At 44.7% G+C, this 16,058-nt stretch carries 15 protein-coding genes, 4 tRNA genes and 1 pseudogene; 19 read left to right on the top strand and 1 reads right to left on the bottom strand.

The window, feature by feature from the left end; all coding sequences use genetic code 11:
- Positions 1 to 13: 13 nt before the first annotated feature.
- Positions 14 to 1,444: an argininosuccinate lyase gene (argH, locus tag PV763_RS12520; RefSeq protein ID WP_222110601.1), complete on the bottom strand. Its 1,431-nt coding sequence runs from the start codon at positions 1,442 to 1,444 to the stop codon at positions 14 to 16.
- On the opposite strand from argH, the gene PV763_RS12525 reads away from it, so the two are divergent.
- From PV763_RS12525 to PV763_RS12615, 19 genes and pseudogenes are all read left to right on the top strand, one after another.
- On the top strand, positions 1,435 to 2,589 hold the full coding sequence (locus tag PV763_RS12525) for a sensor histidine kinase (protein WP_086044205.1): 1,155 nt from the start codon (positions 1,435 to 1,437) through the stop codon (positions 2,587 to 2,589). The two genes, argH and PV763_RS12525, sit on opposite strands and share 10 nt — an antisense overlap.
- Positions 2,590 to 2,658: 69 nt before the next feature.
- Positions 2,659 to 3,399, top strand: coding sequence for a LytR/AlgR family response regulator transcription factor (locus PV763_RS12530; RefSeq protein ID WP_086044204.1), 741 nt, complete (start codon positions 2,659 to 2,661; stop codon positions 3,397 to 3,399).
- 108 nt (positions 3,400 to 3,507) lie between these two features.
- Entirely contained in the window at positions 3,508 to 4,431 is a 924-nt protein-coding gene (gene hemC / locus PV763_RS12535) for a hydroxymethylbilane synthase (protein ID WP_004647306.1), read from the top strand.
- A complete protein-coding gene (locus PV763_RS12540; protein ID WP_005105426.1) occupies positions 4,431 to 5,210 on the top strand; it encodes a uroporphyrinogen-III synthase in 780 nt (259 codons plus the stop codon). Before hemC ends, PV763_RS12540 begins: the two co-directional genes overlap by 1 nt.
- Complete coding sequence (locus tag PV763_RS12545; RefSeq protein WP_005105429.1) at positions 5,207 to 6,046, top strand: hypothetical protein; 840 nt, start codon at positions 5,207 to 5,209, stop codon at positions 6,044 to 6,046. The genes PV763_RS12540 and PV763_RS12545 overlap by 4 nt, the downstream gene beginning before the upstream one ends.
- A 6-nt stretch (positions 6,047 to 6,052) precedes the next feature.
- Positions 6,053 to 7,246: a hypothetical protein gene (locus tag PV763_RS12550; protein ID WP_005250450.1), complete on the top strand. Its 1,194-nt coding sequence runs from the start codon at positions 6,053 to 6,055 to the stop codon at positions 7,244 to 7,246.
- 8 nt (positions 7,247 to 7,254) lie between these two features.
- Positions 7,255 to 7,683 carry an acyl-CoA thioesterase gene (locus PV763_RS12555; protein ID WP_086044203.1) on the top strand — a complete coding sequence of 143 codons (429 nt, stop codon included), beginning with the start codon at positions 7,255 to 7,257 and terminating at the stop codon, positions 7,681 to 7,683.
- Between the two features lie 141 nt (positions 7,684 to 7,824).
- Positions 7,825 to 8,151, top strand: coding sequence for an H-NS family nucleoid-associated regulatory protein (locus PV763_RS12560; RefSeq protein WP_026055760.1), 327 nt, complete (start codon positions 7,825 to 7,827; stop codon positions 8,149 to 8,151).
- Between the two features lie 183 nt (positions 8,152 to 8,334).
- The gene (gene gspN, locus PV763_RS12565; protein WP_005250453.1) at positions 8,335 to 9,078 is read left to right on the top strand and encodes a type II secretion system protein N; all 744 of its coding nucleotides are present in this window, start codon (positions 8,335 to 8,337) and stop codon (positions 9,076 to 9,078) included.
- Positions 9,078 to 9,932, top strand: coding sequence for a type II secretion system protein N (locus tag PV763_RS12570; RefSeq protein ID WP_005250460.1), 855 nt, complete (start codon positions 9,078 to 9,080; stop codon positions 9,930 to 9,932). Before gspN ends, PV763_RS12570 begins: the two co-directional genes overlap by 1 nt.
- Before the next feature lie 38 nt (positions 9,933 to 9,970).
- Entirely contained in the window at positions 9,971 to 12,232 is a 2,262-nt protein-coding gene (gene gspD / locus PV763_RS12575; protein WP_420937968.1) for a type II secretion system secretin GspD, read from the top strand.
- A gap of 62 nt (positions 12,233 to 12,294) precedes the next feature.
- Complete coding sequence (locus PV763_RS12580) at positions 12,295 to 12,954, top strand: FHA domain-containing protein (protein ID WP_004729299.1); 660 nt, start codon at positions 12,295 to 12,297, stop codon at positions 12,952 to 12,954.
- Positions 12,955 to 13,032: 78 nt separating this feature from the next.
- The gene (locus PV763_RS12585) at positions 13,033 to 13,701 is read left to right on the top strand and encodes a phosphoglycolate phosphatase (protein WP_086044201.1); all 669 of its coding nucleotides are present in this window, start codon (positions 13,033 to 13,035) and stop codon (positions 13,699 to 13,701) included.
- Positions 13,702 to 13,809: 108 nt separating this feature from the next.
- Complete coding sequence (gene trpE / locus PV763_RS12590) at positions 13,810 to 15,303, top strand: anthranilate synthase component I (RefSeq protein ID WP_314104309.1); 1,494 nt, start codon at positions 13,810 to 13,812, stop codon at positions 15,301 to 15,303.
- A 107-nt stretch (positions 15,304 to 15,410) separates the two neighbouring features.
- A tRNA-Thr gene (locus tag PV763_RS12595) sits at positions 15,411 to 15,486 on the top strand.
- Positions 15,487 to 15,542: 56 nt separating this feature from the next.
- Positions 15,543 to 15,626, top strand: a tRNA-Tyr gene (locus tag PV763_RS12600).
- A gap of 38 nt (positions 15,627 to 15,664) precedes the next feature.
- Positions 15,665 to 15,740 (top strand) — tRNA-Gly (locus PV763_RS12605).
- Between the two features lie 17 nt (positions 15,741 to 15,757).
- A tRNA-Thr gene (locus PV763_RS12610) sits at positions 15,758 to 15,832 on the top strand.
- Positions 15,833 to 15,982: 150 nt separating this feature from the next.
- Positions 15,983 to 16,058, top strand: a pseudogene (locus PV763_RS12615) (elongation factor Tu); the annotation flags it as partial.

The following is a 16,058-nucleotide window of genomic DNA, read 5'->3' on the forward strand; positions in this document are numbered from 1 at the left end:
CCATACTCCAAAATTATGCGTAAAGTTGTTCCAAACGCGCATGTGCACGCTCAATGGCTGCTTTCACTTGAGCAGGCGCGGTGCCACCAATGTGATTACGGGCATTCACCGAAGCTTCAAGAGTTAGGGCTTTTTCAAATACGTCTGCTTGAATCAGGTCAGAGAACTGTTGCAGTTGTTCGAGTGTCAATTCAGACAGGTCTTTAGATTCTTGTACACCGAGTGCAACCGCTTTACCTACAATCTCGTGCGCATCACGGAATGCAACGCCGTTTTTCACCAGGTAATCAGCTAGGTCAGTCGCAGTTGAGAAACCACGCAGCGCTGCTTCGCGCATTTCAGCAATGTTTGGAACCAGTGCAGGAATCATGTCAGCAAATGCCATGAGTGAACCACGAACTGTATCGATCGCATCGAACAATGGCTCTTTATCTTCCTGATTGTCTTTGTTATAGGCTAGAGGCTGGCCTTTCATTAAAGTCAGCAGGCTCATCAAATCGCCATAGACACGACCAGTTTTACCACGTACCAGTTCAGGTACATCCGGATTTTTCTTCTGCGGCATGATGGATGAACCAGTACAGAAGCGATCTGGAATGTTCACGAATTTGAACTGTGCAGACGTCCATAGAATCAGTTCTTCAGACATACGTGACAAGTGCATCATGATTAAAGATGCAGCCGCATTAAATTCAATTGCGAAATCACGATCCGATACTGCATCTAAAGAGTTTTCAGCAACGGCTTCAAAACCTAACAGTTCAGCGGTATAGGCGCGTTCAATCGGGTAAGTTGTTCCCGCAAGTGCAGCAGAACCCAGTGGCATACGGTTGACACGCTTACGGCAATCAATCAGACGCTCTGAATCACGTACCAGCATTTCAAACCAAGCCATCAAATGGTGACCAAAAGTCACTGGCTGAGCGGTTTGCAAGTGGGTAAAGCCCGGCATGATGGTGTCGGTATTTTTAGCCGCTAAGCTTAAAATACCTTTTTGTAATTTTTTCAGTAACTCCAGGATGCCATCGATTTCATCGCGCACATAAAGACGGATATCTGTTGCCACCTGGTCATTACGGCTACGGCCAGTATGTAATTTCTTACCAGTAATGCCGATACGCTGAGTCAGGCGTGACTCAATGTTCATGTGTACATCTTCTAAATCAATGCGCCATTCGAAGTTACCAGCTTCAATATCGGCTTGAATCGCTGTCAGACCTTCAATAATGTCATCGCGTTCTTGCGTGGTCAGTACGCCCACTTTTGCCAGCATGGTTGCGTGGGCAATCGAGCCTGCAATATCTTGTTTATAAAAACGTTGGTCAAATTGAACAGATGCTGTAAATTCAGCAACAAAAGCATCAGTCGCTTCAGAGAAACGACCGCCCCACATACCCGAAGTCTGGGCGTGTGATGGATTAGAGGAATTAGAAGATGTGGTCATGTCGGCTCAATCAGATTAAAAGCAGTAGAACGAAAAAGAGTATAACAAATTCAAAGCCCATTGCCGAAATCACATCTGCTCAATCTTTTACATCGATGAACGAACAAACGCAAAATTCCTATTTTTTTAGCCAGATCGGCAATTTACGCTATTTGCTGGAACTGTTTGCTGGCGGCAATATTCTCGCCATGATTCTGGCGCTTGCAGAAGCGCAATCCTGGCAGGCATTAAATGGGATACACCTGCTGCAATATATGCTGTATATCAACTGGATACTGTTATGTTTTGCAGCACTGGTTGAACTGTTCCATCAGTCCTTTCAGCGTATGGGCATTAAACTGGCGTTAACTTCCGGATTTCTGCTGTTACAGGCAATTGTATTGCTGACCACGGTGAACCTGAATATCTTGATACATTTTGGACAGAATTTTAATTTTCAAGATTTAAACCTGGTGATTGCGCTGGATCAGGTTGGACTCCATTTAAGTCTGGGAATTTTACTGGGAACCTTCTGTTTTCGTTATCTTTACTTGCGTGAACAATGGGAGCAGCAGCAGCATAGCGAGCTGAATGCTAGAATTCAGGCCATGCAGGCACGGATTCAGCCGCATTTCCTGTTTAACAGCATGAATAGTGTGATCAGCCTGATCAGTATCGATCCGGATAAAGCCGAGCACATGCTGTTGAATTTGTCACGGTTATTTCGTGCCAGTTTTCAGGAATTAAAACTGGTCAACCTGCAGGAGGAAATTGATCTGTGCCAACGCTATCTGGAGATTGAGCAGATCCGTCTAGGTGAGCGTTTGCATGTGGAATGGAAGTTAGAAAACAAAGACTTATACTCACAAGTTCAAATTCCATTATTAACTTTACAACCCTTGTTAGAAAATAGTATTTTCCATGGAGTTGAAAAAATTCTTACAAAGAGTACCATAAGCATATTGGTTGAAATATTGCAAAATCAAATTAATATCATCATAACCAACCCTTATGCACAGGATAATAAAACTTTAAAAAAGGGACATGGTATTGCAATAGAAAATGTCAGACAGCGTCTGCAAGCTTATTATGGACCCAGTGTGACTTTTCAAACCTTTGCCGGCGAAGGGATGTTTACGACGGTAGTGCGATATCAATATAAATAAAAATAAATCAAAGAAATCGCAGTTAGCTTTATCATTCATCTGATGATGTTAACTGGGTAAGGAGGAGAAATGGACATCCTGATTTGTGATGATGAGCCTTTGGCCGTCGAGCGTTTATCACGTTTGGTCTCTCAACTGGGGCATGATGTGGTGGCGACAGCAAGCCATGGCCGTCAAGCGATTGATCTGGCTCACCAATACGAACCCGATGTCATCCTATTAGATATTCAAATGCCTGAAATGAATGGACTGGCTTGTGCGCAACATTTGCGTCAACTGGATCCAATGCCGGCCATTGTCTTTTGTACGGCCTATGACCAACATGCGCTGGATGCATTTAAATCAAATGCCGAAGGCTACTTGCTTAAACCGGTGATGCAACAGGAATTGGCACAGGTTTTAGAGCACTTAACTAAACTTACCCAAGCTCAAATGAGCCAACTAAAACAAAAAGAAAATATGGACGAAATCAATATCAGCCGCCAGCAGATTGCGGCAAAGACCTATCGTGGTGTCGAATTGGTGCCAGTTGAAAATATCTATTATTTTCTGGCGGATCAGAAATATGTCACTGTGCGTCATAAAAACGGCAGTGTATTGATTGATGAAACCTTAAAGGAGTTGGAGCAGGAGTTTGGGAGCCAGTTTATCCGGATTCATCGTAATGCCTTGATCTCGGTGCATTATCTGGATGGTCTGGAAGTGGTCAGTTCAGGTCAGTATCAGGTACGTTGTCGTGAGCTGGACGACCGTTTGGCGGTCAGTCGGCGACATTTACCATTTTTACGAGATCGGATTCAAAAGCTTTAGCAGGGGATGAATGAGAGCATTCAGTTGAAACTTGTATAAATTCACTTGCATTTTCAAGTGAGCAGGTTAAGTTTAGACTATTGTTCTCATTTACTGTTATTGAAATTTATGAAGACCCTAAAAATTGCAACTCGACAAAGTCCACTTGCGCTTTGGCAAGCGGAACACATCCGTGCGCGCCTACAAGATTTGCACGCTGGTTTGCAGGTCGAGTTAGTCACTTTTGTTACACAGGGCGATAAAATTCTAGATACACCACTGGCTAAAATTGGTGGAAAAGGACTATTTGTAAAAGAATTAGAAGCCGCTTTACTGGATGGTCGTGCAGATCTGGCTGTGCATTCCATGAAAGATGTCCCGATGGCCTTGCCTGAAGGTCTGAGTCTGGCAGTAATCTGCGAACGTGAAGACCCATTAGATGCCTTTGTGTCGAATACCTACACTAGTTTTGAAGAATTGCCACAAGGTGCCAAAGTCGGAACCTCAAGTTTACGTCGTAAAACCCAGATTTTAAAACAGCGTCCGGATCTGGACATTATCGATTTACGCGGTAATGTCGGCACACGCTTGTCCAAACTGGATGCTGGTCAGTATGATGCGATTATTCTGGCCAGTGCCGGTTTAAAACGTTTAGGTCTGGCAGAACGTATTCGTCATACTCTGACGCCTGAAGTCAGTCTGCCGGCCGTGGGACAAGGTGCATTGGGCTTAGAATGCCGTACTCATGATCAGACGGTGCTGGACTTGATTCAGCCACTCCTGCATGCAGATACAGATGCTTGCGTACGTGCCGAACGTGCCTTTAATGCCTATCTGGAAGGCGGTTGTCAGGTGCCGATTGCCGGTTATGCCACGCTCAAAGAGGGTGTGATTTCAATCGAAGGTCGTGTAGGCAGTATCGATGGAGCAGTTTTGCTCCGGGCACAGCAGACTGGAAAAACGGCAGATGCAGAGCAATTGGGTGTGAAGCTGGCAAAAGACTTGCTTGATCAAGGTGCTGGCGAGTTGCTGAAAGCACTCTATTCACACTGATGTTATTGATTAATACCCGCCCCAGTGATCGTGCTGCAGGTTTGACCCAGCAGTTACAGGCAGCGCAAGTGTCTGTTTTAGAATTGCCTTTGCTCGAACTGCATGCCATGCCTTATTCCGATGAGCTGTCGAGTTTGTATCAGCAGCTGGAGCAGGCACAGATTATTGTGGTGGTTAGCCCGACGGCCGCTCAGATTGGCATGCAATATTTACAACAGGCGGGTATTAAGCTCTCGGCCTTGGCGCAGGTGCATTGGGTGGCAGTGGGCAAAGCCACTGAACAGGCATTGGCGAGCTACGGCATTCATAGTCATGTGCCTGAGGTCGAAACCTCGGAAGGCATGCTGCAATTGCCTGTGTTGAAGCAACTGGCTTCTGGCTCAGGTGTAGCCTTCTGGCGCGGAGAAGGCGGTCGTCAATTTATGATGGATCATTTACGTGCCAGCAATATTAAAGTTTTAAACTTTATTTTGTACCGGCGGCAATGTCCTGAAACGACGGCAACGATTTTGGCAGAGAACTTGTCGCTGCTTAAGAGGCAGCAGCGTTTTGCAGTTCTGATCACTAGTGAGGCAAGCTGGTTAAACTGGCTGGCAATTATGCAGGATAGTGCAGAGTTCATACAGCAAGCCTGTTATTTGGTTTTGGGGCCACGTTTGGCCACTATTCTTGGGGAATATCAACAGCAGCATCAGGCAAGTTTTCAATTCGTACAAGTCGATGATTTAGAGGCAAATACGATCTTGCAGAAAATGAGGCTGATATTAGGGAACGCATGAAGAAACTATTCATTGTAGTGTTCATCTTGAGTATGGCGTGGCTCATCAAGCTTAGCTATGACTTTCATGTTCTGAATACAGCACAGACTGAATTCAATCAAAGCATCAATCAGTTACAGCAGCAAAATGCCAATCTCAATGATCAGTTCGTGGCTTTAAAACGCCAGATTTCTGCTCAGCAGGAAAGTGCTAGGGCTACTTCAGCAAAAGCGCCAGTAAGTGAAGCGGTAGCTAATGAAACACAGAATGATATTGCCTTAGTACAGCAACATCTGGATCTGATCGAATTTGCACTGCAACAGCAACAATACGCCACTGCGATTGAGAAATTAAATCAGTTATCCAATGAGCTGGATGATTATATTTTAGCGCCTGCCTTGGTCAGTAGTTTGCAGCAAGTAATTGCAAAAGATCAGGACATGCTGAAAAAATTCGTGAACAGCCGATTAGTGCAGCAAAATAAAGTAAAAGAAGTTTTGGTGCAGATGGATACTGAAATTGAAAAAGAAATTCGGACACCATATCGTCAGCGTCCAGAAACTCAACGCTCTTTCTGGCAGCGCTGGGTTCAGATTGAATCCGCAGATCAGCCAAGCATAGTCTTGATGCAACGGCATCTGGTACTGAAAGAGGCCCAATTGCGCTTGCTCATCGCACAAAATACCTTGCAAAAAGACCAATCCGTCGCTTTTCAGCAAGCACTGAATGCCGTGATTGAAGTCTTGGAGCAATTGCCGGATGCACAGAGCCAAAAATGGATTCAGCAATTGAATCAAATTAAGGCCACCCCGATTACTCCGATTCCATTATTAAACACACGCACCCTAGTGGGCTAATTGCTTATGAAACAGATTCTGCTGGCCTATTTATTTGTCTGCTTACTTGGCATTGCGGTGCTGAGTATCCTGAGTTATGGACATGGGGCTGGCTATGTCTATCTGTATTGGCGCGAGTGGCAGTTACAAACCACCCTCTGGTTTTTGGCCGCATCCTTGGTCAGTGTAAGTTTTTTGATGCATTGCATCTGGTATGCGATCAAGCAGTATCGCAGCCGTGAACAGCGTAAAACTGAAACAGTCTTTAGTTTTTCCCGCTTGCACCCTTATGAACAATTGGCAGTCATCTGGTTATTAAACGCTGCTCAGGATCAGCGGGATTTTATTCAGCAGTCTTTCACCAAGTCGGGTTTACTCAAGCATATTATTGATGCACGTTTATCTTGGGGACAACAGCAATATACCCATGCATTAACTGCTTTAAACCAATCCAATCCCATGGCATTTGAATTGGCAGAATTGCAACGGATTGAAATTTATTTATCACAACAGCAAGGTGAACAAGCACTTACCCATTTGGAGTTTTTAAATCAGCATGAATTATCACCTTGGTTAATGCAGGTTAAAACAGCCTATGAGCAGCGCCTTGTTGCATTATGGGGAGTATTTGCCATGCAGTTTCCCTGGTTATATTTACGCTCGACTCAATATGGGCATTTAGACCAAGAAGTAAAAAAATCATGGCTGGAACAATTATTACTGGCCTATGACCAAGCCACACAGGACGATTTATTTTATTTACAGCAACGTTATTTAGATTTAAAACCTCAGATATTTGATCGTGACTATTCGGTCAAATTATTATGGTTGAAATTATTATTTAGAATGCCAGAAATGAGTGCCGAGCATGAAGTGCTTGCGATTCATTTAATGGAACAGCAATTTAATCAGGATGTCTTTTATTTGTGGTTCCAGCAACAGTTATTGCGGCAAAATCCAGATTATGATGCGATTGCACAACAGATTTCGCACTGGGAAGCCAAATATCCGGCATTACCGATTTTAAGCTTTGCGAAATGGCATGTGTTGCAAGCTACAGGCTATACAGATCAAGCTCAGCAATTGCTCGACTTATATCCGGATGATATCCGGATGAGTTATTTAAGAATTAAAGCTGCCTTACAAGATCGGGAGGACTTGCTACAGCAGTTAAATGCAGTATTTGAATCGAATGTAAACTTTATAGAAATTAAGACTTGAGAATAATGATGTCAGAATTAAAACAATATCCAGTTATTTATGAACAAACAGTTGCATGGGGCGATATGGATGCCTTTGGACATGTCAATAATGCCATGTATTACCGTTATGTCGAAAGTGCACGTCTAGCTTATTTAACCCAATTAGAAATTCTCACTGAATCGGTATCTACCGTAGTGGCATCCAATCAGTGCCGTTATTTAAAACCCGTGGTTTTTCCTGATCATTTAAAAGTGGCAGCACGTATTGAAGAAATTCGAAATAGTGCAGTTAGAATGCAATATCTATTATGGAGTGAAAAACAGCAAAGTATTGTTGCTACTTCAGAAGCAGTGATTGTCTGTGTCGATAAAAAGACCATGCAGAAAACAGAAATTCCGGAACATATTCGCGAAAAAATCAAAGCACTTGAATTAAGCGTTCAACATGAAATTTAAAAATGAATGAAGCATTTTATTTTGTAATTTTTTTTAAACTTTATTGTTATTGCTTTAAGGTTTTATATTGAATGTTTTATTTAATATAAATATGATGGGTCTATTATTTAATAAAATGAATAATATTATTTTTCGGAGAGCATTATGCCAGATATTACGCATTTATCAGTAGAAGAGTTAAAACGTTTACAAGCAGAAGCAGAATCGCTGATTGCTTCAAAAAAAGATCAAGAAATTGAAGACGCTTATCAGCAAATCTTGGCAGTTGCTGAGAAAGTGGGTATGACGGTTGAACAGTTACTTGAATTTGGTGCATCTAAGCGTAAGAAATCGTCACGTAAGTCGGTTGAACCGCGTTACCGTAGCAAAAGCAATCCGGACGATACCTGGACTGGCCGTGGTAAACAGCCGCGCTGGTTGGTGGCTGAATTGGAAAAAGGCGCAAAGCTGGACGATTTCCTGATCTAAGCCTTCATTTGATCTGGTCATTAGGCTGTCATACAGACAGTCTATGATCATTAAACCAAGCATACCTGCTTGGTTTTTTTATATCTATGAATTGGCGTTGGCAGAAAAGTGTGCATAATGTGTGGGTATAAGGGGAAAATTATAAATGGGGGATTTGGACTTGAGCGATTGGTCGTGGTGGGGATGAGCAGTAAACCGAAAACTTTAAGATGGTTGATCCTTGCTCTTGTTGCATTTTTTATTTTTGTCGTATTACAAGTGCCAGCAGCCTGGTTAATTTCAAAATTTTATAAAAATAACCAGACGTTGCATAATGTAAACGGAAATATCTGGCAGGGAAGTGCGGACTGGAAAAAAGGCAATCTTCGGGGCAGTCTGAACTGGAAAGTACGGCCGCTGGATTTGCTGTTGCTGCGAGTTGGAGCACATATGGATTTGCATAGTGGCAATACCCAGCTTTCCGGGATCATGGCCTATGGTCTGAATAAATCTTTAATTGTCAAAAATCTTGAAGGGCAGGTCGCGCCTGAAACCTTAAAAAAAGTTGCAGACTGGCAATGGCCGAGTACTGCGATTCAGTTTAAAGATCTGGATTTTAAATATAAAAAAGATCAGGGCTTTAGTCAGGTGGCCGGGCAAATGCAATGGGTGGGTGGTGAGCTGATTTATACCTTTGCCCAGCGTCAGGAACGCATGAATGTACCCGCCATGACTGGACAACTCGCAGATGAAAGCGGACAGCTGTTAATTGGTGTTCGGGATAGTCGCGATCAACGTATGCTGAATATCAAGCTTGATCCGAGTCTGATGCTGGATATCCAGCTCACCCAACGCTTTTTAATGAATGCGCCTTCCTATGAAGGTAAAGCCGGATTAGATACCTATGTGATCAGTACCCGCCAACCCTTAATGGGAGGCTTGAATTGATGACAGTTTCTCTGAATGATTTAAAAAATATTGAACTGAAACAGCTCAATCGTGCTGCACCTGTGGTTTTGTTACTGCTCATCCTGTATCTATGCTGGAAGCTGGCGGCTTTGTTCTGGTTGCTGATAGCTCCACCCCAGGCCATGCAGCTGGATCGGGTTGAACTGGGTTCGCAACAGCCGCAAATTCCGAATATCGGTGCATTTTCGCTGTTTCAGGAAGTTGGGCAGTCTGCGGGTGTGGTTGAAACCGCCAATATCATTTTACAAGGGGTGATGGTCGCCAGTCCAAGTTATAACTCTTCTGCGGTACTGAAAATCAATGATCAGGTCGATCGTTACCGTGTCGGGGAAATGTTGGCCAATAGCGGTTTTGAGTTGGCTGAAGTGCATTGGGATCGGGTTATTTTGCGTCGATCCACAGGTGCTACTCAGGAAATCTTATTCAAAGGTCTGGAAAATGGCTTGAATCAGCCGATTGTGCCGGAAACATCAGCATCTTCAAGTTCAATGCCTGCTATGCCTTCTAATAGTGGTATGCCTGAGCAGCCTTCGCCACAGAATGAAATTGGTCGGGCCATCCAGCAGATGCAGGAAAACAAAGACCAGTATTTACAGAATATGGGGGTGAGTGCAGCAGATGGTAGTTATGAAGTGACTTCACGGACGCCGGCTGCACTGCGTAATCGCCTGGGTTTAAGACCGGGCGACCGGATTTTGTCTTTAAATGGCCAGACGCTGAGCCAGGGACAGACCGAAGCACAATTACTGGAACAGGCCCGACGTGAAGGTCAGGTCAAACTCGAAATAAAACGTGGTGATCAGGTGATGACCATACAACAAGATTTGAAGTGATGTGTCATCACGCATAGGGTTAGGAAACACGAAAGTTTATGGCTTTATTTAATAATAATCGATCAGCATGGGCATTCTGTGTGGCCGCACCGTTAATGGCTATGGTCAGTACGGCGAGTTATGCACAAACCTGGAAAATCAACCTTCGAGATGCTGACTTAACTGCATTCATTAATGAAGTGGCCGATATTACCGGCAAAAACTTCGCAGTCGATCCGCGGGTACGTGGCAACGTGACGGTCATCTCCAATAAAGCCCTGAATAAAAATGAAGTCTATGACCTGTTTTTAGGCGTACTGAATGTCAATGGTGTGGTGGCGATTCCTTCGGGTAACACCATCAAGCTGGTTCCGGACAGCAATGTCAAAAGCTCAGGCATTCCCTATGATGCCAGAAGCCGTGCCAGTGGTGACCAGATTGTGACCCGAGTGTTGTGGCTGGAAAATACCAATCCGAATGACTTGATTCCTGCATTACGTCCTTTAATGCCGCAGTTTGCCCATTTGGCGGCGGTGCCGGGTACGAATGCCTTAATTGTGTCGGATCGTGCCAGCAATATTTACCAGCTGGAAACCATTATTCGTAATCTGGATGGCACCGGTCAAAATGATATTGAAGCGGTCAGTTTACAATCCAGTCAGGCCGAAGAAATGATTGGACTGATCGAGTCCATGACTGCCACCGGTGGAGCTAAAGATGTCCGCGGTTCACGGGTGCGGGTGATTGCAGATACTCGTACCAACCGGATCATCATCAAAGGTGATCCCACGACGCGCAAACGGGTGCGTCAAGTGATCGAAACCTTGGATGTGCCGGCTGCGGATCGTTTGGGTGGATTAAAAGTTTTTCGTCTGAAATATGCCAGCGCTAAAAATCTTGCGGAAATCTTGCAGGGTTTGGTAAGCGGGCAGGCGGTGAACAGTAATTCAAATTCGAGTAGTACATCCTCGAACTCGTCTTCGCTCAGTTCTAGTAGCAATTTAAATAACAACAATACCAGCACAGGTTCAAGTAGCAACACCTCTTCAGGCATTCAGCTGAATACCGGCATGAATAATGAGCAGGGCGGAATTACCAGCTTTAATGGCAATGGCGTCAGTATTATTGCCGATACCACACAAAATTCTCTGGTGGTGAAAGCAGATCCACAACTGATGCGGGAAATTGAATCGGCGATTGACCAGCTGGATATCCGTCGTCAACAGGTGCTGATCGAAGCCGCGATTATTGAAGTGGAAGGAACCGATGCGGATCAACTCGGTGTGCAATGGGCCTTGGGCGATATCAGCAGTGGTATTGGGCTGGTGAATTTCGATAATTTTGGGACTAGCCTGAAAAATATTGCGGCCGGTTATCTCACCGGTGGTGGTGCAGGTGCTGCAAGTGCCGTGGGCGCAGGTAGCTCACTGGTACTTGGAGATTATCGTGAAGGCAGTGATGGTTCCCGTCGTCTGTATGGCGCGATGATTCAGGCACTCAAAGAAACTACTAAATCCAATCTGTTGTCTACACCGTCGATTGTGACCATGGATAACGAAGAAGCCTATATTGTAGTGGGTGAAAACGTACCCTTTGTGACAGGCTCAGTATCTACAGGCGCTGCTGGAGTTGCTAATCCCTATACCACCATTGAACGTAAGGATGTCGGGGTCACTTTAAAGGTGGTTCCACATATTGGCGAAGATGGTACGGTACGCTTGGAAGTGGAACAGGAAGTTTCTGATGTCAAAGCCAGTAAAGGGCAGGCGCAGGATCTGGTTACCAGCAAGCGAGCGATCAAAACCTCAATTCTGGCCGAACATGGACAAACTATTGTGCTTGGCGGTCTGATTTCGGATAACACCAGTTATGGACGCCAAGCGGTGCCAGGTTTGGGTGCGATTCCAGGCTTGGGACGTTTATTCCGTTCAGAAGGTAAGTCCAATCAAAAACGTAACTTATTGATCTTTATCCATCCAACCATTGTGGGGGATAAAAATGCAGTGCGTAAACTGACCCAGCAACGTTATAGTCAGTTATATAGTCTGCAACTCGCACTCGATTCAGATGGGAACTTTGCCAAGCTGCCAGAAAGTGTTGAAGATGTATATCAGCAGCGAATTCCGGTATCCAGAACGCCATTACAAAACTCGACTTATCAAACTGTGCCGACCGCACCCGTTCAGGCGCAACCAGCCAATGTAGTCGTTACGCCGGTAGCGATAGAACCAGTGATTCAGCGACAAGTGGCACAACCTGTTCAGCAGGTGGAAAAAAGTAAAAATACCGTTACAACAACCACACTTAGACCCAAAAGCTAAGCCATTCGCATTTGCAGACAGCATGTTATGATAATGTCAAAGAGAACAGAGAAGTAACTTTCATGACTTGGAAAATACACGCGATTACAGGCGACTTAACAGGACAGGAAATTAGCATTGACCGTGACATGCTGGTGGGGCGTCATCAGGCGGCAGATATTGTTTTGCAGGCTGCGGAAATCTCCCGTAAACATGCGGCATTTTTACTAAAGGATGATGCGCTCTGGGTGCAGGATTTGGGTTCATCGAATGGCACTTTCGTCAATGATGTGCAGATTGCGCAAGAAACCTTATTAAAGCAGGATGACATTGTTCAGTTTGCCAGCTTGAAATTTTCAGTAATGGCGCCTGCGGCTGCAGTAGAGGTTCCAGCAGAAATTGAAGCAACGGCAGAAAAAGTCGTGGAACAGGTCGAAGTCGCTGAGCCTACACCTGCACAGCAAATGAATGATCAGGGAATGCCGGAACTGAAACATCGTGATGCTACGGTACAATTAACCCGTGATGGCATGCCAACCAATGTCGGTATTCCAAAACCGGCACCTATTCCGGAAGGCGTGGACATTAATGCGGTAAAACCAGAGCCTACCCCAATTCCGGTTGAGCAGCCTGTATCACGTGTAGAACAGGAAAAAGAAACCCAGAAAAATGTATCTGTAGGTTTGATTTCAGTGATTGTGCTGATTATTTTGGCAATTATGGCTTGGTTGTTGTTCAAATAAGCTGATGATTGGTTACAATCAAGGCATGCATAGCGCATGCCTTTTTTGTGGCTGCGCACATTATAAAAGAGGGTCGGGATGTCTATTGCACAATTAGAAAAGCGTGAACTGATCTTGTTTGATCTGGATGGTACCTTGGTGGATTCAGCACATGATCTGTATCGCGCCATGAATATGAGCCTGAATGTGCTGCAATTGCCTCTGGTGACTGAAGAGCAGGTACGGACCTGGGTAGGTAAGGGCACGTCGATATTCTGTGAGAGTGTATTGCAGCATCTGGTGGGTGAAGTCACACCGGCACAGCATCAGGAACTCTTAACGACTTTTCTGGATATCTATAATGTCGATCCCTGTGTTGATACCGTTCCTTTTCCGGGAATCCTGAAATTTCTGGACTGGGCTAAAGCCCAAGGTAAAACCTTGATTTGTGTGACCAATAAGCCTGAACTTCCTGCCCGCAGCATTTTAGATACCTTGGATATGGCTCATTATTTTGCCGATACCATTGGTGGCGACCGTTTTACTGAACGTAAGCCGCACCCACGCCAGTTGTTGCACTGTGTCGAACATTATAAGGTGAGCAAAGAACAGGTCTTGTTGATTGGAGATTCTTCCAATGATGTCGAAGCCGCACGCCGCGCCGGGATTGATTGTGTTGTGGTCAGCTATGGCTATAATCATGGTGAAAATATTGCAGATTGTCAGCCGCAGCAGATTGTGGATGATCTTAGAGAATTACTTGCCTAATACGCGTACTAAGGAAAGAAAATGAATAGTTGTAAGGTTTTTCGATGGCGTCGCTCAGTTCAATTCTATTTACATACTGAGTAACCCTAATTTAAAGAGAAAAACCGCATGACCACTCAAGCACAATTCCAGCAACTTGCTGCACAAGGCTATAATCTCATTCCTGTTTATCGTCAGCGTCTGGCAGATACCGATACACCACTTTCTATTTTTGCACGCCTTAAACAGCATCAGCAGGCTTATTTATTTGAATCCGTAGAAGGCGGAGAGAACTGGGCACGCTATTCGATTATTGGACTAGGTGAATCTACTGTATTTTCCTGCAATGCAGGCGAACTGACTGTACAGTATGCAGATGCTTCAATTGAAAAACAGCACTGTGCTGATCCATTTCAATATATCCGTGATTTTCAGGCGCAATTTAAGGTGCCTACCCAGGTAGAATTGCCGGACTTGCCGAGTTTTACTGGTGGATTAGTTGGTTACTTTGGTTACGACGCTGTGCGTTATATCGAGCCGAAGTTAAAAAATGTGCCTGAAGCAGATCCGGTTGGTTTACCCGATATCTGGATGATGCTGTCTAAAACCGTCATCGTGTTTGATAATTTAAAAGATACCTTGTTCCTGATCGTACATGCTGATGCCACTGCTCCGGGTTCTTATGAAAAAGCACATGAACAATTAAATGAATTAGAAAATATTCTTGCCACGCCCATCAGTCTTAAAGCTGAAAAACATAGTCCGCCACATTTCGAGTCCCTCACCGGACATGACAACTTCATTGCTTCGGTGGAAAAGGTCAAAGAGTATATTCGTGCTGGAGATGTAATGCAGGTCGTACCCGGGCACCGGATGGTGTCTGACTTCGACGGTGACCCGCTACAGGTGTATCGTGCGCTGCGTCATCTCAATCCATCGCCGTATTTGTTCCTGGTGCAAGGGCAGACCTTGGAAAATAACACGCCATTCCATATTGTCGGTTCCTCTCCTGAAATTCTGTCCCGTCTGGAAAATGGTATTGCCACAGTTCGTCCATTAGCGGGAACCCGTCCACGTGGCAAAACCAAAGAAGAAGATCTGGCACTTGAGCAGGACTTACTCTCTGACGAAAAAGAAATTGCTGAACATGTCATGCTGATTGATCTGGGACGTAATGATGTGGGACGCATTGCAAAAATTGGCAAAGTGCAGGTAACTGATCAAATGGTGATCGAACGTTATTCACATGTGATGCATATTGTCTCCAATGTGCAGGGTGAAGTACGTGATGATGTCGATGCTCTGGACGTTTTTAAGGCAACTTTCCCCGCAGGCACACTTTCAGGCGCGCCAAAAATCCGTGCCATGGAAATTATTGATGAAGTTGAGCCGGTAAAACGTGGAATTTTCGGTGGCGCTGTTGGTTATTTAGGCTGGCACGGCGAAATGGACATGTCGATTGCGATTCGTACCTGTGTCATTCGCGAAAATAAGGTCTATGTTCAGGCTGGAGCAGGGTTAGTTGCCGACTCAAATCCTGAATCTGAGTGGAATGAAACCCAAATAAAAGCTCGCGCAGTGATCAAAGCGGTTGAATTATCATCAAATGGTTTGATTTTATGAGTTTTTGACGTTTTTTTTGAAAAAAACACTTGCAAGGATTCTGAGTTTTGCTAAACTGCACACCGTTCCGATACGAAACGTACGAAACGTACGAAACACTAAGAAACGCCGGCATAGCTCAGTTGGTAGAGCAACTGACTTGTAATCAGTAGGTCCACAGTTCGAATCCGTGTGCCGGCACCATCTTAGAAGTTTGGTAGTGTGAAGTAAAGAACAGCACTGATGTAAGTGTAAAAAATGGTGAGGTTCCCGAGCGGTCAAAGGGGGCGGACTGTAACTCCGCTACGAAAGTTTCGAAGGTTCGAATCCTTCCCTCACCACCAATTTTAAGACTTCAATAAGTGGTTTGTACCAACATCGTGCGGGAGTAGCTCAGTTGGTAGAGCGGTAGCCTTCCAAGCTACATGTCGCGAGTTCGACCCTCGTCTCCCGCTCCATTGAAGTACTAATATTTGCTCTTATAGCTCAGTGGTAGAGCACTCCCTTGGTAAGGGAGAGGTCTCGAGTTCAAATCTCGATAAGAGCTCCAGATTACAGTTTGGCAACTTTGTTGCAAAGAAATTCCAAAAGCAGGCTATTTAGTCTGCTTTTCAAGTATTTGGTGTTCGGTTTTTTTAAACGATATGTCGGAGCTGGGTTTTACTCAGAATTGTGTTCGACGTAAACGAGGAAGATTAACATGGCTAAGGCTAAGTTTGAACGTAATAAGCCACACGTTAACGTGGGCACAATTGGTCACGTTGACCATGGTAAAA

The organism is Acinetobacter sp. AS5 (genome assembly GCF_048957595.1).
In the GTDB taxonomy this organism is placed as follows: domain Bacteria; phylum Pseudomonadota; class Gammaproteobacteria; order Pseudomonadales; family Moraxellaceae; genus Acinetobacter.

Excerpts from the sequence above, each read along its gene's own strand:
- PV763_RS12525 (WP_086044205.1), top strand. The coding sequence starts at position 1,435 with ATGTGGTCATGTCGGCTCAATCAGATTAAAAGCAGTAGAACGAAAAAG.
- argH (WP_222110601.1), bottom strand. The coding sequence starts at position 1,444 with ATGACCACATCTTCTAATTCCTCTAATCCATCACACGCCCAGACTTCG.
- PV763_RS12530 (WP_086044204.1), top strand. The coding sequence starts at position 2,659 with ATGGACATCCTGATTTGTGATGATGAGCCTTTGGCCGTCGAGCGTTTA.
- hemC (WP_004647306.1), top strand. The coding sequence starts at position 3,508 with ATGAAGACCCTAAAAATTGCAACTCGACAAAGTCCACTTGCGCTTTGG.
- PV763_RS12540 (WP_005105426.1), top strand. The coding sequence starts at position 4,431 with ATGTTATTGATTAATACCCGCCCCAGTGATCGTGCTGCAGGTTTGACC.
- PV763_RS12545 (WP_005105429.1), top strand. The coding sequence starts at position 5,207 with ATGAAGAAACTATTCATTGTAGTGTTCATCTTGAGTATGGCGTGGCTC.
- PV763_RS12550 (WP_005250450.1), top strand. The coding sequence starts at position 6,053 with ATGAAACAGATTCTGCTGGCCTATTTATTTGTCTGCTTACTTGGCATT.
- PV763_RS12555 (WP_086044203.1), top strand. The coding sequence starts at position 7,255 with ATGTCAGAATTAAAACAATATCCAGTTATTTATGAACAAACAGTTGCA.
- gspN (WP_005250453.1), top strand. The coding sequence starts at position 8,335 with ATGAGCAGTAAACCGAAAACTTTAAGATGGTTGATCCTTGCTCTTGTT.
- PV763_RS12570 (WP_005250460.1), top strand. The coding sequence starts at position 9,078 with ATGACAGTTTCTCTGAATGATTTAAAAAATATTGAACTGAAACAGCTC.
- gspD (WP_420937968.1), top strand. The coding sequence starts at position 9,971 with ATGGCTTTATTTAATAATAATCGATCAGCATGGGCATTCTGTGTGGCC.
- PV763_RS12580 (WP_004729299.1), top strand. The coding sequence starts at position 12,295 with ATGACTTGGAAAATACACGCGATTACAGGCGACTTAACAGGACAGGAA.
- PV763_RS12585 (WP_086044201.1), top strand. The coding sequence starts at position 13,033 with ATGTCTATTGCACAATTAGAAAAGCGTGAACTGATCTTGTTTGATCTG.
- trpE (WP_314104309.1), top strand. The coding sequence starts at position 13,810 with ATGACCACTCAAGCACAATTCCAGCAACTTGCTGCACAAGGCTATAAT.